The organism is Streptomyces viridifaciens, assembly GCF_001888885.2.
GTDB classification, from domain to species: Bacteria; Actinomycetota; Actinomycetes; order Streptomycetales; family Streptomycetaceae; genus Kitasatospora; species Kitasatospora aureofaciens.
Genome location: NZ_CP090840.1, coordinates 1,605,628 through 1,623,426, shown reverse-complemented (window position 1 = coordinate 1,623,426; position 17,799 = coordinate 1,605,628). Strand labels below are relative to the sequence as shown.

The 17,799-nt window shown below is 69.6% G+C and carries 17 protein-coding genes and 3 pseudogenes; 10 read left to right on the top strand and 10 right to left on the bottom strand.

Going from position 1 to position 17,799, the window contains the following annotated elements:
• Positions 1-114 precede the first annotated feature (114 nt).
• Both BOQ63_RS06980 and BOQ63_RS06975 read right to left on the bottom strand, forming a co-directional pair.
• The gene (locus BOQ63_RS06980) at positions 115-831 is read right to left on the bottom strand and encodes an NUDIX hydrolase (RefSeq protein ID WP_223886200.1); all 717 of its coding nucleotides are present in this window, start codon (positions 829-831) and stop codon (positions 115-117) included.
• 257 nt (positions 832-1,088) lie between these two features.
• Positions 1,089-1,274 (bottom strand): annotated as a pseudogene (locus tag BOQ63_RS06975) (replication-relaxation family protein); the annotation flags it as partial.
• A 444-nt stretch (positions 1,275-1,718) separates the two neighbouring features.
• Here BOQ63_RS06975 and BOQ63_RS06970 point away from each other — a divergent pair.
• Positions 1,719-1,877, top strand: a complete 159-nt coding sequence (locus tag BOQ63_RS06970; RefSeq protein WP_157881877.1) for a hypothetical protein — start codon at positions 1,719-1,721, stop codon at positions 1,875-1,877.
• Positions 1,878-2,042: 165 nt separating this feature from the next.
• Here BOQ63_RS06970 and BOQ63_RS06965 read toward each other — a convergent pair whose 3' ends face one another.
• Positions 2,043-2,705 (bottom strand): HAD-IA family hydrolase, encoded by a 663-nt coding sequence (locus BOQ63_RS06965; RefSeq protein WP_030558171.1) that lies wholly within the window; start codon positions 2,703-2,705, stop codon positions 2,043-2,045.
• 1,186 nt (positions 2,706-3,891) lie between these two features.
• On the opposite strand from BOQ63_RS06965, the gene BOQ63_RS06960 reads away from it, so the two are divergent.
• The gene (locus tag BOQ63_RS06960; RefSeq protein WP_030558169.1) at positions 3,892-4,467 is read left to right on the top strand and encodes a hypothetical protein; all 576 of its coding nucleotides are present in this window, start codon (positions 3,892-3,894) and stop codon (positions 4,465-4,467) included.
• A 72-nt stretch (positions 4,468-4,539) separates the two neighbouring features.
• On the opposite strand, the gene BOQ63_RS06955 is transcribed toward BOQ63_RS06960, so the two are convergent.
• Entirely contained in the window at positions 4,540-4,686 is a 147-nt protein-coding gene (locus tag BOQ63_RS06955) for a hypothetical protein (protein ID WP_197697942.1), read from the bottom strand.
• Positions 4,687-4,754: 68 nt separating this feature from the next.
• Between BOQ63_RS06955 and BOQ63_RS06950 the strand changes: the two genes are divergently transcribed.
• Entirely contained in the window at positions 4,755-5,045 is a 291-nt protein-coding gene (locus BOQ63_RS06950; protein WP_072653716.1) for a hypothetical protein, read from the top strand.
• Positions 5,046-5,333: 288 nt separating this feature from the next.
• On the opposite strand, the gene BOQ63_RS06945 is transcribed toward BOQ63_RS06950, so the two are convergent.
• The 3 genes from BOQ63_RS06945 to BOQ63_RS06935 form a co-directional block, all read right to left on the bottom strand.
• Positions 5,334-5,879 (bottom strand): GNAT family N-acetyltransferase, encoded by a 546-nt coding sequence (locus BOQ63_RS06945; protein WP_072653715.1) that lies wholly within the window; start codon positions 5,877-5,879, stop codon positions 5,334-5,336.
• Positions 5,880-6,088: 209 nt separating this feature from the next.
• The gene (locus tag BOQ63_RS06940) at positions 6,089-6,244 is read right to left on the bottom strand and encodes a hypothetical protein (RefSeq protein WP_157846660.1); all 156 of its coding nucleotides are present in this window, start codon (positions 6,242-6,244) and stop codon (positions 6,089-6,091) included.
• A 181-nt stretch (positions 6,245-6,425) separates the two neighbouring features.
• Complete coding sequence (locus BOQ63_RS06935; protein ID WP_072653714.1) at positions 6,426-7,694, bottom strand: MFS transporter; 1,269 nt, start codon at positions 7,692-7,694, stop codon at positions 6,426-6,428.
• Between the two features lie 203 nt (positions 7,695-7,897).
• On the opposite strand from BOQ63_RS06935, the gene BOQ63_RS06930 reads away from it, so the two are divergent.
• Together BOQ63_RS06930 and BOQ63_RS06925 are read left to right on the top strand one after the other, a co-directional pair.
• The gene (locus BOQ63_RS06930) at positions 7,898-8,695 is read left to right on the top strand and encodes a hypothetical protein (RefSeq protein ID WP_072653713.1); all 798 of its coding nucleotides are present in this window, start codon (positions 7,898-7,900) and stop codon (positions 8,693-8,695) included.
• A gap of 822 nt (positions 8,696-9,517) precedes the next feature.
• A complete protein-coding gene (locus tag BOQ63_RS06925) occupies positions 9,518-10,069 on the top strand; it encodes a hypothetical protein (protein ID WP_030558161.1) in 552 nt (183 codons plus the stop codon).
• Positions 10,070-10,383: 314 nt separating this feature from the next.
• Here BOQ63_RS06925 and BOQ63_RS06920 read toward each other — a convergent pair whose 3' ends face one another.
• A complete protein-coding gene (locus tag BOQ63_RS06920; protein ID WP_030558160.1) occupies positions 10,384-10,890 on the bottom strand; it encodes a GNAT family N-acetyltransferase in 507 nt (168 codons plus the stop codon).
• 616 nt (positions 10,891-11,506) lie between these two features.
• Here BOQ63_RS06920 and BOQ63_RS06915 point away from each other — a divergent pair.
• Positions 11,507-11,914, top strand: a complete 408-nt coding sequence (locus BOQ63_RS06915) for a hypothetical protein (RefSeq protein WP_030558159.1) — start codon at positions 11,507-11,509, stop codon at positions 11,912-11,914.
• 359 nt (positions 11,915-12,273) lie between these two features.
• On the opposite strand, the gene BOQ63_RS06910 is transcribed toward BOQ63_RS06915, so the two are convergent.
• Positions 12,274-13,479, bottom strand: coding sequence for a trypsin-like serine protease (locus BOQ63_RS06910; protein ID WP_050366261.1), 1,206 nt, complete (start codon positions 13,477-13,479; stop codon positions 12,274-12,276).
• Between the two features lie 800 nt (positions 13,480-14,279).
• Between BOQ63_RS06910 and BOQ63_RS06905 the strand changes: the two genes are divergently transcribed.
• Positions 14,280-14,621 carry a hypothetical protein gene (locus BOQ63_RS06905; protein ID WP_050366262.1) on the top strand — a complete coding sequence of 114 codons (342 nt, stop codon included), beginning with the start codon at positions 14,280-14,282 and terminating at the stop codon, positions 14,619-14,621.
• A gap of 92 nt (positions 14,622-14,713) precedes the next feature.
• On the opposite strand, the pseudogene BOQ63_RS06900 reads toward BOQ63_RS06905, so the two are convergent.
• Positions 14,714-14,842 (bottom strand): annotated as a pseudogene (locus BOQ63_RS06900) (IS110 family transposase); the annotation flags it as partial.
• Positions 14,843-15,452: 610 nt separating this feature from the next.
• Between BOQ63_RS06900 and BOQ63_RS06895 the strand changes: the two are divergent.
• From BOQ63_RS06895 to BOQ63_RS06885, 3 genes and pseudogenes are all read left to right on the top strand, one after another.
• Entirely contained in the window at positions 15,453-16,241 is a 789-nt protein-coding gene (locus BOQ63_RS06895; protein WP_030558152.1) for a hypothetical protein, read from the top strand.
• A gap of 138 nt (positions 16,242-16,379) precedes the next feature.
• On the top strand, positions 16,380-16,952 hold the full coding sequence (locus BOQ63_RS06890) for a hypothetical protein (RefSeq protein WP_150476334.1): 573 nt from the start codon (positions 16,380-16,382) through the stop codon (positions 16,950-16,952).
• Positions 16,949-17,787: pseudogene (locus tag BOQ63_RS06885) on the top strand (IS5 family transposase). Before BOQ63_RS06890 ends, BOQ63_RS06885 begins: the two are co-directional and overlap by 4 nt.
• Positions 17,788-17,799: the final 12 nt, after the last annotated feature.

Sequence of the window (17,799 nt, the reverse complement as noted above, 5' to 3'; positions counted from 1 at the left end):
GCGCCCTGCCCGTCGCCGGTCGGCTGACGGTGTGCCAGGGCCACGTCACGAACATAAGCTATCGCTCGGCATATGTCGAACAACTACCTATTGGGACTCCGGGAGCCCCGGCCCTCAGGCGGCTCTCTGACCGTGGAGGAGGAACGGGAGGGCACGGCCGGCGAGGGCGTCGGCGACGCGGGCGGCCTGGGCGGGGGCCATGGCCCGACCCAGCTCACGGACGGGGACGAAGCGGGCGCCGGCGGGGCGGCCGTCGGCGATGCCACCGTCGAAGACGAGGTTGATGCGCTCCAGGTAGCGGTCGGGGGGGGTGTAGTCGACGGCGAGGACATGGGTGAGGCGGCGGGAGAGGCCGGTCTGGGCGAGCAGGTGGTGGGCGGCGGCCTCGTGCGGGAGTTCACCGGAACGGGCGGCGCCGCCGGGGAGGATCAGGCCGTCCAGGTAGAGCACGGCGTTGGCCGTGCGGGCGGCCTCCAGCTGTTCTTCGGCCTCCCGTTCCAGGCGCTCCTCGCGGTCCTGGTGGCAGGGCCAGCAGCGGCCGCCGGGGCGGCGGGTCCACTCGACCTGTCCCTGACGGCCGTACTCCCAGGTGCTCTCCTGCTCGGGAACGTCGCCGCAGTCGATGCAGACCAGGGAGTCCATCAGCTCCTGGTGGGCCTTGTGCTCCTCGTCCTCGCGGGCGGCCTGGCGCAGGTCGTAGGCGGCTCGGTTGTTCGGGTTCTCCAGCGCCTCGATGAGGGAGTGCCGGCCCGAGCGGCCGAAGCGCCACCACACCGGCCCGAGCGGCCCGTGCTCGGCCAGCAGCTCCAGGGTGGTCGCGACGATGGGCACGGCGTCGTCGTACTCGCGCCACCGTCGTCGTTGTAGTCGCGGACCTCCCTGCACCACCGGCCGCGCCAGCACTCGGCGGACAGGTCCACGACTGCCTGCTGCCGGTTGGCCAGCGCGACGGGTCCGGCGTCGGTGACGACCAGGGCGACCGGCGGGTACCCGGCCCGGGTGTGGCCGGGCCAGGTACGGCGCCACCAGTGCACCGTCCGGTCGGCCGGCTCCCGGTCGGCGAGGGCCGGGTCGTTGTCGCGGACCCTGGTGCGGAACAGCTCGCGGTACCGGGGGAACTTCGCGGCGACGTCGGCCGGGGCCATGGTGGAGCGGTCGACCTCGACCATCAGGACCGGCACCCCGATCTCCGGGGCCTGCCACACCCCGTCCGGGCGTACCTTGCGCCGGCCGCCCGGCAGCAGGAACTCGACCTCGGTCGCCCAGGACCGCACCGTGCCCACCCCGCCCGCCGCCCCGGGTGGGCAGCGACCAGCTGAAGGAGGCAGTTGTCGTTCCAGGTGCTGTTCCGCGGGCAGCGAGCGGGACCAGCAGATCCGCAGGCGCGGCAGCGTTCCGGGCGATCGCGTGCCAGACGAACGGGTACTCCGCCCTGGCCAGTCGGCGCAGGACGTCAGGGTCCGAGGTCCGCTCGGCCAGCCGCCTGTAGTCCCCGCCGTCGTGGAGGTGCCGCGGTGCCTCGGTGTCTTCCGCCTGCTCGCCCATGTCGGCAGCAGAGGCTAGCAGTGTTCAGCCCCGGGCGGTCGGGTGCTCGGGGCACTGTCCGGCAAGGCGGGCAGCGGCCCCAGCGGGCAGCAGTGCCCGAGCCCCAGGTCGGATGCGAACGGGACGGTGACGAGCGCCGAGACGGGCGGCGAGGCGGCCGCGGGGAACCGCCCATGCCACGCGCGAGGCATCCCCGACGACGTCCACCAAGACGGCGCCAAGACAGCCCGGACCACAAGCTCGCCGGGCGCAGCGGGGCGCAGCACGACGACGGCCGGGACCGCGCCGAGAACGGCGACCAGGACGGCGGCCACGCACCGGACGCCCCCTGATGACTCGCGCGAGCCATCCCCACCACGCCGACAGACGGCAGCGCCACCGAACAGCACGCCCACCGAGCAGGACGACGACCAGGCCGCCAGGCACCGCTTGATGACTCACGCGAGGCACCCTGGCCCGTCTCAACGAAGTTTTTCCGGCCCTCAGCGAAGTGACAGTCAGTCGTGCGGACCCGCTTGCGTCTCCTGCAAGAAGGACGAGTCGCCCTCGTTCACAATGGGGGCGAGGAGCCGGCGAAGGTCGGAGATGTCGCGGTAGAGCACAGCGGTCATGCCAGCCCGGCGGGCAGCGTCGACGTTGGTCTGGCTGTCGTCGACGAAGGCGCAGCGGTGAGCGGGGACGCCCGCTCGTTCGGCGGCGATCCTGTAGATCTCGGCGTCGGGCTTGGCGCTGTGGACCCGGGAGCTGTTGACCACGTGGTCGGCAAGATCGGTGAGGCCGAGCTGGGCCAGGTCGTCGTCGAGCCAGACGGTGGCGTTGGTGACCAGCACGACCGGGATGCTGCGGCGGGCCTGGTGAAGCAGCTCGACCACGTGCTGGTCCACCCGGGCGGGGGCATGGGCGAAGGCGGTGGCGAGATCGGCTGCCCGCTGGGCGGGGATCTGAGCGGTCAGGGCCTCACTGATGGACGCGGCCCACTGAGCCCGGGTGATCTGGCCCAGCACGAGCGGCAGGTCCCGCCCGGGGGCGAATGCGATCTCCATGGTGGTACCGGGAGCGATCCCGACGGCTTCCTCCTGGCGGGCCACCTCGTCCAGGTCGTAAAAGCGGATGACGTTGTCCAGGTCGCACAGAAGGGCATCGAACACAAGGTCGCTCATAGCCGGTGATCATGCCAGAGCGTCCTACGACACCCCGCAGCAGGCCGCGCAGCACGACGCCCCGGACAGCGGCGGCAGGACCCGGACAGCCGCGAGCCGGACGCCGAGCAGGACGCGGGACGGCTGGCTCCTGGCCGACGACCACGACCAGGAACAACGACCCAAGCAACTCGCAAAGCCGCCAAGACGAGCGGCGGCCCGGACATCAGCATGATGACTCGCGCAAGCCATCCCCCGGGCGACGCCGACGCAGCCGCGAGCAGCAGGCGGCGAAGGGCCGACGGGCGGGACCGAGGACGTCGACCAGCGCGGCCCGGGCCACCGGGATGGACGGTCCTGGCAGACCGGCTGGCAGACCGACAGCCAGGCGACCGGGAGTCCTCACCCTGCGTTCCAGATTTCTGGAACGAACCGCCCCACACGGCCAGGCCAGACGCCGAGGTCCGCGCAGCGGGCCGCCGAGGCGGGCGAGGCCCGCGACCAGGACGGCGGCCGAGGCCTCGCCCAGACGCCGCCCAGGCCCCGCTGGGACGGCGCCGAGGCGGACGTCCACAGGCGGCCAGGACGGCGGGGCGGACGGCGGCACGAAGGCGGCGGGCAGGACGGCGGCACCGAGCAAGACGCCGACCAGCCGCCCCCGAACAAGCCGCCGACACCCGGCCTGACAAGATCACCACCCGGTGCGCGTCACACCCCATTGCCCGTGACGCGCACCACCCCGGGACACCGAAAACACAGGCCGAAAACCCCGGAAACCCCGGCAGAAACACGGTCAAAACCCGGCAAAAAAAACACGGCTGAAGCCCGTTCCGAAAACCCGCGCAAACACCCCGTCAAAACCGTACCCCCCGACACCCCCCGCGCAGTCGCATGACATGGTCACGACGAACACACAGAGCAACCAAAACCAGGTGCTGCCCGACACGGGCAGAAAGGGTGGGCCGACACCGGGACCGACCCACACCGGTCCAACCAAAACCACCAAAACTCCCAAAACAGCCAAGGCGACCCACCACAGGTCACACCCACGAAACCCCAAACAGCCCAGACTGCGGATCGACGGGGCCGGCCGTGCACAGCCGGGACCCCTGGAGCGTCGTCCTCGTTGATGCAGTGGTCGACTTCCGCGGCTAACTCCGGGGTAGGTATCCGGCGTTCACCAGAGCAAGCTTGGGGGTTGGAGATCATGTCGGACCTGGAGAGGGCTGCAGCGGAGTACGTGCGCCGACAGCGGGAGCACACGGCGAAGGAAGCCGAAGCCGCCCAGGCCGCAGCACGGCAGAGAGAACGCGGCCTCCGCCAGGGCAGGGAGTTCTTCGCTTTCGCTCGTCGCCACGGCGCCCCCGTACTCCGCCATTACGTCGAGTTCGAGCTCGGCGATCAACCGACGTACCACAGGTACAAGCGGACCGACCAGGTGGCCGTGGTAGCGGCACAATGGATCGAGGGGAACGGCGACTTCAACTGGAACTACGGCTGGGCCGTCATGGAGAACGGCGCCGTCCATCACGGCGTGTTGCGACATGGCTTCACCCACGAGGAATCACGTGACGTCGTCGACCGCCAGTACTTCATCACGCGCGCCCACCGGATGACCAGAATGGACGCTCCGCCAGCACTCGGCGTCAGTCCATACGACGAGTTCTGCGACCAGCATTTCCCGGCCGTAGGCGCGGCTCTGCTCGAGCCCGTACAACTCGCCCCCGGGATGAAGACCGGCATCCAGCGGAACGGCTGGATCGGCTACCGCCTCCTCCACTGAACGCCGCCGCCCACCTCCACCACAACCACCGCCAGGCAGGGGCCCAGGAAGACATCCGATGGGGTTAGCGGGTCAAGCTGCGATGGCCAGTTCGAGCTTGGGCGGCGCCGGGAAGGCTGTGCGCTCGTTGTAGGGAGTGCCGGTGGCCAGGCAGTGGTGGAGGCAGCCGAGGAGCCGGTTGTAGAGGTTGCGCTGGGCGGGGTCGCCGGTACTGCCCACGCCCGAGTCCCTGCCGACAGGCCGCCTACCGGACCCGCAGAAGCGCCAAGGCCGCGATCCACGCGCGCGTGGCCCTGCTCCAGATCAGCCAGGAACTCCAGACACACGCACTCGCCCTGGACGAACTGATCGCCGAAGCGCTGCACGCCCAGCAAGGCCTGCCCGGCGCCCACCGCACCGCGGCGGCCGACTTCCAGCAGCTGACCCGCGAGCTGGTCCGGTGCGCGGTGATCGCCGACCACGAGGCCAGCGCCACCTGGGCCACGATCGGCAAGGCGCTCGGACTCAGCGCGGACGCCGCCCGCGCCCGCTACGGCAAAGTCCGTCTCCTGTGGCCACCACCCCCGAAGCCCGCCTGACCGCCACGGGACCGCCGCCCGCCCCACCCACACCCACACGAGCGGCCGGCACCAGCCGGACGCGAGAACAAGAGCACAGCGCAGCGCCCGACCACACCGACCAACGCCCCAACCCACCCACCACAAACCCCAGGCAGGGGCCCCGGAAGGTAAGTCCGGGTGGTGAGTGGGATGGGACAGCCACTTGACCAGGGGAAACGCGGCCAACCCGGCAAGGCGACCGAACGCTGAACGCGCACCCGTACAGACCCGGAACGCACCCAAAACGCGGGTTCCGGCCGCACCGGCTCAGACCAGGGGGTCGGTGCGCAGCAGGCTGTAGAGCACCATGTCCCGCCATTCGCCGTCGCGGAAGGTGTGCGCGCGCTGTACGCCTTCGCGGGTGAATCCGACCTTTTCCAGGACCCGCTGCTCGGCCAGGTTGGTGGATTCGGTCTCCGCCTCCAGCCGCATCACTGGCGAGTGCGCGAACAGGTAGTCAGCGAAAAGCCTGTGGGCGCGCGTGCCGATTCCCCGGCCACGTGCTTCGGGCAGCAGCTGCGCGCCGATGCTCCAGTGCGGGGCGGCCGGTGACGCCCCCTCCCGCATGGCGGCGGCATAGCCGCAGAACTCGCCGTCGGTGGTGATCGCGAGCGTCCATTGCTCGTCTGTGAGCAGGCCGGTCTCAGCCCAGACGCGGTGGATGCGATCCGGCTGCCGCCAGCCGGTCCAGAGGTGTTCGCCCATGACGGCGGGGTCGTTCAGCAGGGCGAGGAAGTACGGGAAGTCGGATTCGACTATCGGGCGCAGGCAGATGTGTTCCTGGTTCATGTCTACGGCAAGGCGCGCTGGCATGACGGTTCCTTAATTTTGCGAGGAATTACGGCACATTCCATCGGGTCGAGAATTTACTGCGTCAGGAGTTCGTTATCGTCGCCGTTCAGGCCGCGTGCGATGACCGCCGCGATGACGGCGGTCACCCGTGTGCCGGTCGGCAGTAGGGTGGCCACGTGGCCCCGGGCCGACAGGCCGTCGAAACGGGCCGCCTGCTCGGGGTGCGGCCCTCATAGCGGGGCGGGCTGCGCGTCGTTGATCCGGTGCGGTCCCGGAATCTCCAACAGGTACGTCAGCTCGGCCGGCACGGTGGCGAGCCGCTCAGCCTCGGGGTGGTCCATGGCAACCGCGGACTCGTGGTGGCTGATGGTGAGCGGACCGGGCATTGGACGACCTCTTGCGCCGCCGCACCCTCCGCCGTACGACCGGGTCGGCCGCCCCGCCCGCCGCGCAGGCGTGTGTGTGCGGGTGGGGCAGCCGGTCCCGCTCCGGGGCCGGCCGGGCGCGGCACGCGGTGAGCCGCACCGGAGGCCGGGGGTGCGCCCCGGAGCCGTCCGAGGGATCTGGTCAGTTCTCCGGGCCGTCCTCCCAGCGGCGGTTCCGTACGGCTGGTAGGCCCAACACGACGGCTCCGGAAACCAGTTGCCATACCGAGCCGACGAGTAGCACGGCGCCCGTCCCGAACCGGCCCGCCAACGGCCCGGCCGCCGCCAGGCCGAGCGGACCGAGGGCGAAGGAGCCGAGCACGCCGAAGGAGGTCAGTCGACCGAGCAACTCCACCGGCACCCACCTCTGCGTCGTCGTGCTGTAGAGCGTTCCGCAGACCGCCGAACCGATCCCGGCCACCAGGGCCCCGGCCCCCACCCAGGCCAGTGAGGCCCCCGCCGCGAGCGCCCCGGAGGGCAGCGCCCAGCCCAGTGCCGCCACGGATGCCACCGCGAGCGGGCGGGCGGGCACGCGGCCGAGCATCAACAGCCCGCCCGACACGGCGCCGGCACCGTACAAGCCCATCACGAGGCCCCAGGCGCGGGCACCGCCGAGGTCCCGCTGGGCGGTGAGCGGTCCCAACACCAGGAACGGGGCCCAGACCAGCAGGTTGAACAGACCCGTCTGCGCGGTGGTGATCCACAGCCACGGGCGGGAGGCGAACTCCGACCAGCCGGCGCGCAGTTCCCGGAGCACCGACTCGCCACCGTCAGCCGCCGCCCGCTCGGGCAGCCGCAGCCGGGCCAGCGCGAAGGCGCCGACGCCGTACGTCACCGCGTCGAACACCAGCACCGCGGCCGGGCCACGCGCCGCGGTCACCAGACCGGCCGCGGCGGGACCGACCACCGCCGACACCGAACGGGACAGTCCGAGCAAGGTGTTGGCGTCCGCCACCAACTCCTTGCGGCGCACCAGTTCGGGCACCACCGCGCCGAAGGCGGGCATGAACAGGCCCTCACCGATCCCCCAGACGGCGACCAGGGCGACCATCGCCCACACCGGCGCGCGCCCGACCGCCAGCAATCCGGCGAACAGGGCCTGGACCAGGCCGCGCAGCAGGTCCGAGCCCAGCATCAACCGCCGGCTGCCGAACCGGTCCGCGCTCACCCCGCCGGCCAGCAGCACCAGCACCACGGGGAGGATCCGGGCTGCCATCACCCATCCGAGGTCGGTGCCGCCGCCACCCCCGTCGAGCACCGCGAAGGCCACCGCCACCGGCGCCATCGACGAGCCGACGAGCGAGGTCGTGTAGCCGACGAAGAACCGCGTGAAATCGCGCTCTCCCAGCACCTCGAGCCGGCCACCAGGGCGCCTCCGGCGGGCCGGGATCCGTTCTGTTTCCACTGCCATGGGCAGCAAGTCTGCGGTTTCGGAGGAAGACAACTCAAGAGTTTGCGGAAAAAAACTTGAGCCTTATCGCATCAATTCACGCAGACGCCGTTCATCCCGCAGTAAACAGGCATCGACATGGCCTCCGATCTGCTATTTACTGCGAGATCGAGGTAACTTGCCGGCGACTCGTCGGCACATATTTACTGCGGAAGAAGGCGGATATGACAGAGCTTCCACCGGTCGAGTACGGCGTCGCCGTCGAGCGCTACCTGGCCGCCTCCGGGCTCGCCCGCAACTCCCGGCGGATCTACCGGATCGCACTGGCCACCTGGGCCTGGGCCCTCGCCGACCGTCCCGCCCCCGCCGGCCCCGAACGGCGGCAAGCCCGGCCGCCCGTCCTGCCGCTCGCCCTGCTCGACCACCCGGACGCCGCCGACCGGCTCCGCGGCGCCGTCGCCCACCGCGCCGCCGAAACGGACCCGCGCACCCTCAACCGGGAGATCTCCACCCTGCGCGCGGCCGCGGCCTGGTGGCGGGCCCGCGGTTGGATCGACGGCGACCCGACCGCGGACCTGCGCCCCCGGCCACTACCGGAACCCCCCACGACCACCACCCCCTTGACCCCCGACGAACTGCGCGCCCTGTTCGCCCTACGCGCCCCGCTGCGCGAGCAGACGCTGTGGCACCTGCTGCACGAGTCCGGCCTCGCGATCGAAACCGTCCTGGCGCTGAACACCAACCACCTCGACCTCCCTCACCGCCGCACCCGCCCCGGGCACACCCCCGTCCACTGGCGGGCGGGCACCGCCCGGCTCCTCCCCCTCCTCGTCGCCGGCCGCACCGAAGGCCCGCTCTTCCTCACCGACCGCCGAGCCCCCGCCGACACCCCCGCGCCGGACCGCTGCCCCTACACCGGCCGCGCCCGCCTCTCCTACCGCCGCGCCGCCGAACTCTTCACCACCCACACCCGCACGCTCGGGCCGGGCTGGACGCTCCGACAGTTGCGGACCAGGCGGTAGGGGCAGAAACGAAGGGAAACGTCTACTTCGGGAAGTTCACCTTGGAGCGGATCGCCCTGGACCTTCTCGCCGAGCTCGACGCCCCGTGCGCGGCCAACGACGACACCCTCTGGAGCGTCTGCGCGAACGACAGCAACTACGGCTACCTGCTCGGCTGACCAAGCCGGCTCAGCCGGCGCGCCGAGCCGTCCTCGGACTGTCCACGGCGGATGGCATGATCCGGACCATGAACGGTGTCCACTCGAAGGATGAGCGCCCGGCCCGGTCCGACCAGCCCGGGTTCGAGCCGGTCGACGGCTGGCTCGAATCGACTGACACCGCCCGGTAGGCGCTCGTCCCGGAGCGGGCCCTGGCCGGGTGGGACGGCTGGGAGCAGGCGCTGCCCCGTACCTCGGAGTACGCGGATTCCGTGCCGCTGCCCGGGCACGGGGACGTACTGACGCTCGGCGGTGAACCACAGGCCGTCGCCTGGCTACCCGATCACCTCGTCTTTCTTCCCAGGTGGTGCTACGCGGACGAGGACACGGGCCTCGCGGGCGGTCGCCGAGGCGACCGCCCGCGACGAAGGTTGGGAGGATGCGGTAACCGTCGAGCTGAGCGGCGGGCGGTACCTGCTGACCTCCAACATCACCCGACCACGAGCCAATCCCGCCCACGGGACCCGGCCGACTGCTCCACGGCGGTGCCCAGGGCCCGGTGGGCGGCATCCCGAGCGCGCGGGAACTGCTCGTCCCCGTTGTCGGGGACGGGCACTTCGGGATGGAAGGAACCGTCCGTCCCCGGCCGCCGTCCTTGATCGGACACCAGATGAAGGAGTGAACCGTGGACGTCCTGCCTGAGCTGCTCGCCGCCCTGCCCGCGCTCGACGCCGGCCTCGACCCGGCCGCACCGTGGCCACTGCGCCGGGTGGAACTGCGCGTACCCGAGGGCGTGACCGTACACATCGGTGACCCGCAGGGCAGCGACGGGTACGCCATCGAGGTCCCCCAGATAGTGGCGTACCTGGTCCTCGACGCCGACCCGGACGAGCCCGAGATCACGGCGGCCCTGCTGCGCCTGGACGACGCCTACCCGGTCGGGATGGACGAGGATGTCGAGTTCCTCGACACCTTCACCGGAGTCCTCCTGGTCCACGCGCTGGCGGACAACCGGTCCGCCGTCCGCTTCGCCCAGGACTTCGCCGAGGCAGGCGACCGCAGGCACGAGGTGAACCCGGGCGCGGAGGCCACCGGCAGGACGGGAAAGCCCTCCGAGAGCTGGCAGCTGGAGCCGGACGGGCCCGTCCTCGCCCTGCGCGTCAACCAGGAGGGGATGAACGTGTTCACCTGCCGCGACGCTCAGGGGCGCAACGTCGGCATGCTGCTGCACGCCTGACCGCGCCACCGTTGTCCGCCACGCGGCGCCAGGGCGCTCAGGCGCCCGGACCCGGAGGGTGTCAGCAAGTGACGCGCACGACGCAGATGTGCTCGTGGCGGCCGTCCGATGCGACCAGTTCGGCAACGAGCGCGTCGCGCAACCGTGGGGTGTCGGCGTGGGCGGGTCGAATCGGGCGTGGGGGCTGCGCTGGAGGGCGTTCCCGCGGCTGCTGTTGGTGGTCCTGGTCGGCGCGGCAGCGGCCGGGGTGCGTTCGGCGGTGGCGGATCTGCGGCCGGCCGCCGAGATGCTCACCGTCCCGGCGCGACAGTCCCCTATAGGGCCTGCGCCAGGACGAGTTCGCGGATGGTGCCGTCGTCGAGGAGGTCGCCGAGTTCGTCGGTGTCGGCGAAGCCGTTGCGGCGGTAGAGGGCGATGGCGGCGTCGTTGTGGGGCATGACGGCGAGCTTGAGGGTCCGGTAGCCCTCGTCGGCGGCCCATCGGGCGATCTCGGCAATGAGACGGTCGCCGACGCCCCGGCCGCGGGCGGCCGGGGCGACCCACATGGAGATCAGCTCGGCGGCGGACGGGTCCTCGTCAGCCGGGACGCCGGTGGCCATGGCGACGGGGGTGCCGTCGAGGACCGCGACCAGGTCCAGGGCGCCGGGGATCTCCAGTCGGGAGCGCCAGCGCTCCTCGTGGTCGCCGGGGCCCTGCCAGTCGGCGAGGGTGGAGCCGAAGGCGTAGGGGGCCTCGGCGAGAGCGGCGAGGCGGAGCTCGCGCCAGAGTGGCCAATCGTCGGAGCTCAGGCGGCGCAGTTCGAGTTCGTGCTGTTCGGACATGGTGCGGACCTTGCCCCAGGACGGACCGCACGGGCAAGCCGATTATCCCCAGCGAAGAGATCGTGGACGACGCGGTCCGGCTGATCGAGGAGAACGGGCCGGCCGTTCACCGCAAGGCCGCACTCCAGGTGCTGCACGCGGTCCCGGCCAGCGCCTTGTCACGGGGGGCACCGCCGCGGGATCACCGGGTACGCGCGGTTGTCAACCGCGACCGTGGTGGCGGCCAGGACGGACCACGCCCAGTACCACCCACGCCGGCCCACCCGCATACAGGGCTCTCAACCAAACTGCGGAAAGTCCCACCATTTCTCATGCCATCCGCTGATTCTCAACCAACCACACAAACACGCAGGCCGCACAGCCCAAACGGTCAGCCAACGACACCGGCGGAACCGACCCCCCACCCCCGAACACGAGCCCAACCCCACCCCACACTTCTCAACCAACCTGCAAACCCCCAGTTCACCAACAAGATCAATCAGCGAATCACCGACACGCCACAACAACCAACAGGTCACACCCGACGGTGGTGGCGGATCTTCTCGTTCGGGCCCGGAGTCACTGGATCGGCACGTAGCGTGGCTGGGTATTGCTGCTGGCAGATCGGAGATCACACGTGTTCGACCAGGCCGCCGAACTCCCGCTCCACGTCGTCACCGGGGTGCTGCTCGACGCCGCGCTCCTGTCGCTGACCAGCCCAAGTACCACCGCGTTCCGCAAGAAGTGGGCTGAGGGAGAGGCCACTTACGAGAGCGCGCAGTACGCCGGCCTGCCCGACCCAACGCCGCAGACGGCGCAGGCGCTACGGTGGTTGCTGAGCGATGAGCGGCCCGCCACCCGTACCTACGGTCTGATCGCCCACCAGGCCCGTCACCGGTACGACATCCCGGTCCCCTTCACCGCCGGCTGGTTGATCTCCGCCATCAAGTGGGGCGGCGGCAGGGCGGAATCCTTCCCCGTCGAAGCCGACGTCGAGGCCTTCGTCCTGGCCGCCACCACCGAGGCTGCTCTCAAGCAGCTCTGACCCAGCACACGGCATGCCGAAGGCGCCGACCACTTGGTGGTGGTCGGCGCCTTCGGTGACCGGATTCAGCGGTGTCGTTCGGGTTCCGTGCGGGGTTGAGTAGGCAGGTCAGAGCTTGCGGTTGAGCAGCAGAACCAGGAGGGTACGGGCTTCGCGTCGGCGGGCCGGCGCGGGGGCGGCGATCGCGGTGAACCCATCTGGCCATCGCCGGGCTGGTCTCCGACCGCTCCGCACGACGCCCGGCCCGCCACCGGGCGAGCACCGAACTGGTCCTCGCCCGCGACGCCGTCTGCTGATCCCACCAGCCGAACCGCCAGGCCAACACGCCCCGACCCCAATTTCACCCATGGCCGTTATCTTTACGGGTTGCTTGTCCTCAGGACCCACCCCATGTCGGCGAGCGTCTGGGAAATCGGGACGTACCACATCCCATGAAAGCACCACGGCGTACGCCATCCGCCGTCAGCGGTCTGTCGGCCAGCGCAGTCCTGCTCCGACTCAAGAGAGGTGATGGTCCCGCGGGCCTGGATCTTGGTTCCGTTGTCACTCGTCACGAAGACAGGTCCACCGCTGTCTCCGTTGGCGGCGGCGATGTTGTTGGGGTCCGTCTGCACGGCCTCGTCAGCGAACTTACGCCAGACGCCGTTGGGCCCCAAGATCTGTCGATCCACTTGGGCGACGCGAATATTGCAGTGCGCCCCCGAGTTGGCGGCGGACTGGCAGACATAGTCGCCAACATTGTTGCCGCCGGATCCGGAGACCTGCATGGCATAATCGCTGGGTTCGTTCCACGCGAGGGTATAGACGTACCCGCCCGATTTCTGGGAGTCGCGCGGGACGATACCAATCGTGTCATCGGCGGCGTTTCCGTCACCCTCATTGGCGTAACCCATATACTGCTGACTGTACCAGGTATTGTACGAGCCGGCGCCGCAGTGCCACGCAGTGGTGACCAAGCTCTTGTACATGTCCGCAGGCTTGTACACCCCGAAGCCAGTGGAACAGATCGTCCCACCGGGAGTCAGTACACCAGCACCGCCGTACCAGGGCTCGGAGTCTGCGCCTCGCGACAGGTCCACAACCGTTTTTTGATGGCGGGCGTGGACTTCCACACCGGCAACGGCCGACGCGATGGCCTCCACCTGCGGCGTCAGCTCTTCGGTAGAAAGTGGCGCAAGGAGTGCCCCAGGCACCCGCTCGTCGTCCGCCTCATAGCCGAGGTCAAGGCCACTTCCGTCAAGCGACGGCCCGATGCTGCTGATGTGACTTGCCCTCTTCGCTGCGAGGGGGACTGGCTTGCCGTTCGACAGCAGCTTCTCGCGAGCTGCGTGCAGCTCCGCCTTGGAGTACTTGGCAGGCACGACCTGCACGCTCACGCCCCCCGGAAGGTCTTGGAGCACACCGCGAACCGCGTCCGGGAGCTCCCCCTTCCAATGCAAGGTGATGCGGTTGGCCCCCGGGTCGACCTCTACCTCGGAAAATCCTGGGATCCGATCCCGAGCATGTTCCTCCCGCCCTCCGACGATCCGGTCGACGACCTTGTCCAGTGCCTCCTGCTTCTTCATGAGCTCGAGGGTCTCCGGCTTGGTGACCTCCGCCAGTGCAGCTGCAGTGGTACCGCCGGCTGGAATCTTCTTATTGGACGAAGAGCCCGGCCGAGTCGGCGCAGGACTGGGGGCGCCGCCCCCCGATATAGCGATAGCTGGAGCAATTGCAGACACCGATGCCAGCAGAGCAGTGGCCAAAATTATCCACTTCCGGCCGGAGTTACTTCTTTGAGCAGCCACTCAATTCCCCCCATATGAGATGCAATCAGCCATTTGGGTGATCGCGCACCCCGCATAGTAGCCCCGAGCAGACACTTGCCGCACACAAACAAAAGCCCCAGAATCACCTTTCCGCGCATTCCGGGCATAACGGTCAAGGATTTACCATCTCCTAGCAAGAGAAATCGTCATAAATTTAGGCGATTTGCCCGGCAGGTGGTAGGCGCCGCGTCCCCTTCCTTACGCACGCCGCTTCGCGCCCGCGTACGATCACGAACCGTCGCCGATGAAGTGAGGCTGAATCGATGCCCCGTACCCCAACGCCGATACACCTGACCGCTGTCACCCTGGCCTTGACCGCTCTGCTGGCTTGCGCAGCCTGCGCTGGACACACCGATGTCGCGCCGTCCACTCCCGTGCCGACGAGTACCGCCGCGTCCGCCGTCGCCGTAAGCCCTCCGCCGACGAGTGCCGCCGCGTCCGCCGTCGCCGCAAGCCCTCCGCCGAGCTCGGGCCGACCGGATCAGCAGCAGCTGGACACGGCCGCAGATGCGGTCTCACACCTCGGCGGCTCCTACCAGGATGTCTTCACTGGCCTGATGGTGGACGTTCCGGGCGGTGGCGTCATCGTCTACCGGAAGCCGGGCGGTGGCGGCTTCGACGCCGCCCTCGCCCACCTGGGTCTGGGCGTGCGCGTGGACCTGCGCGACGCGCCGCGCTCGATCAACGAGCTGGCCGCCACCCGCAACCGGGTCGCGGCACTGATAGGGCACACGAGCGACTACAGCATCGTCAGTGTGGGTGACGGATCGGCGGTGAGCTTCACCCGCGGCGTGGTGGAGGTCGGCGTCAGCGGAAATCTGGCCAGCGCCCAGGCAGACCTGCGCGGCCGCTTCGGCGACCGGGTCACTGTCTCAGTCGCCCAACCGCTCTACGGCTGACCGGACTCTCCGCCCCGCGTTCGGCTGCCAGAGGACGTTCTGTGATTCCCAATCGGGTTTGTCAAGAGCGTCGGTGACGCTTGGTGAGCGGGCTATGCCGTAGCGAGGTCGTGCTGGGGTGGCTCGACAGCAAACGTGCGGTGGTCGCGTATGAGGGCCCAGAGGACGTCGAGGCGACGCCTGGCGAGGGCGAGGACCGCTTGCTTGTGGGACTTCCCCTCGGCCCCACGGGTGTGGCGGGAGACCTGGTTGTGCCGCCACTGCCGCGTCGCGTTCCTCCCCGCCGCAGCAGTGCGCCCCGAGACCGCCGCCGCGTCCTGCGTACCGATCACGCAGTTCCCGCAGTGGACCGCCGCCCTCGCCCGTCAGGGCGCGGGCCGCCCCGGTCCCTCAGCCGGCCGGTAGTACTCGGGCCTCGAGGAGCCGCCTGGGCCGTGGTGGAGATCGCGGGGACGCCGGCGGGCCGTGCGGAGCTGTGGGCGGTATGGAAGGTGACGGCGGTGCGGTGGGGCCCGCTTCGCCGGGCCGGGTCGAAGGCGGGTGCGGTACTGTCGTGGCAGGGCCGGGAAGAAGGGGATCCCGGGCGGGCGTGCACACCATCGGGCGCCACGTCCACGGGGGACGGTCGACCGCGGCACCGAACGCCTTCCCCTCGCCCCGACACACCTGCGCCGGGCGCTCCACGGGGACGTGTGTACTATCCTCCGACGCGCCCAATGCCCAACAGTGTCACGGTCGCTCGCCGGAGGGCGGGCCACTGCGAAAGCGTTGGAACTGTGGTGACATCGGGTCGAACAGGACAGGCCGTGCCGTCGAACGTGGAGTGGTCGAATGCCATCACCGGGGCGCCGCAAGGCCCTCCCCGCCGTGGGCGCCGTCGTCGCCCTGGCTGCTCTGTCCGCAGTGGTGCGCTATGCGGACCGCGAGCCCAGAGCTGACGCGGGGCTGTTCAGCCAGGTGCTCCTCAGCGCCGACGGCCGCACCCTCACAACACCGGTCATGTGGGCACCGTGCCAGGAGGCCGAACCGCGGCTGTTTGCGCGCGAGACGCCGCAGACGGTCGCCGCGGATCTGAAGACCGGGCGCACCGTGGACCAGACCCACGAGTGCCCCTCAGCCGGCCGTCTGGTCAGTCTCACACTCCACGCCTCTCTGGGGACCAGACAGCTGTCGGAGGCCAACACGGGAAAGCCCTTCGTCCCGTTCCCCGCCGCCCGGCTCGCCGACGTCGGCTACCTCCCCCCGGGCTTCACCGCAATATCGGACGTCCCACAGGTCTTCGGCTCCGTGGCCGGACCCTGGACTCCCAATCCGTACAACCGCAGCGACACCGTGCCCTCCTGGACCCGCTACTACGCGACCGTCGGCAAACCCGCGCTGAGCATCACCCAAAACCTCCCCGCAGCCGGCACCCACGACCCGGCACCGGGCACCCATGCCGGTCCACCGATGTCCGTCAACGGCCACAGCGCATCCCTCGTGTGCGACACGGATTCCGAACGCGCCCTCACATGGTCCGACGGCGTCAGCACCTTCACCGTGGTGAGCATCGACCCGCACCACGCGGCGCTCTCGCCCTCCGAGCTCCTCCGGGTGGCCAACGGCCTGCGGAACCCCTGAAAGGCACGAACAGCACGCATCCGTCCTCTGCCTCGGCACCGCGAGCAACGGCGGCCCCGTGCCCCATCACGGATACGAGGCCGTCCAGGCGCTGCGCGACCCGCCCAGGAGCGTTACTTCTCCCAGGGGACGGCGCGGGTGACCAGCCCCACGAATGGCATGTCTGCCTCAGAGATCATCGCCGCGCTGCGCGAGAAGCTCGATGGACGCGCCACCACCATCGTCCGATACCCCGACACCGTCGAGCACGTCCGCCGCCTCAGCGACGAGATCGCCGGCCTTCCCGCCGACGACGGCTCGAACGGCGTGGGAAAGGGCGGCAAGACCGGCCCCGGTGACCACCGGGCGATCACGGAGGCACTCGACCGGCTGATGTCCGAGACCGGGCCGCTGGGCCGCGACCCCGAGGTGCTGGAGCGCGTCCGCCGCCTGGACCGGGCCGTCACCGCGGCCGCCGACGCCGTACCCAGCACTGAGGAGCTCAGTGGGCATTTTGATAGCGATCATCCGCTATACGGCCTTCGTCCATGTCATGATTTGCCCCGATCTACGGAGAAGACGAGGTATGCCCTCACAGGGGCAGCGAAAGCCAGAGTCCGTCTCATCCGCTTCCGGGTTCTGGGATCCGTCTGGTTTGAAGAAGTCATAGAAACGCCCAACAGGCAGCGGAACGAGATCCTCCGCGCCATCCGTGCTGACGCTGTGTCATGACCGAGCGCAAGCCGTACCCGAGTGATCTGTCCGACGCCCGATGGGCCCTGATCGAGCCGATTCTGACGGCATGGAGAAAGGCTCGGCTCGACCGGCGGCCGACCGGTCAGCCGGCGAAGGTCGACTTGCGCGACGTCTTCAATGCGATCATCTACGTCAACCGCACGGGAATCCCCTGGAAGTATCTCCCGCACGACTTCCCCAACCACGGCACCGTCTATGCCTACTACGCCGCCTGGCGTGACGAGGGAATATTCGCCCAACTCAACTACGACCTCACCGGACTGGCCCGAGTAAAGGGAGGCCGCAAACCCGAGCCGACCGCCTCGGTGATCGACACCCAGAGCGTGAAGACCTCCACCAACGTGCCCCTGACCAGCCAGGGAACCGACGCCGCGAAGAAAATCGTCGGCCGGAAGAGGGGCATCCTCACCGACACCATCGGACTCATCCTCGCCGTCGCCGTCACCGCCGCGAGCCTGTCCGAGAACGCCCTGGGAATACGCCTCCTCAACCAGGCCAAGAAGACCTACCCGAGCATCTCCAAGAGCTGGGTCGACACCGGCTTCAAGAACGCCATGATCGAGCACGGCGCAAGCCTCGGAATCGACGTCGAGGTCGTCCACCGGAGTCCGACGTCCCTGGATTCCACGTGGTGAAAAGGCGATGGGTGGTCGAACGAAGCTTGGGGTGGATCATGCAACGCCGCCGTCTCGCCCGCGACTACGAGACCCTCCCGACCAGCTCCGAAGCCATGATCCACATCGCCTCGATCGACAACCTCACCAAGCGCATAACGGACGAGACCACACCAACCTGGCGAGGAACTTACTAGAACATAAAGGGC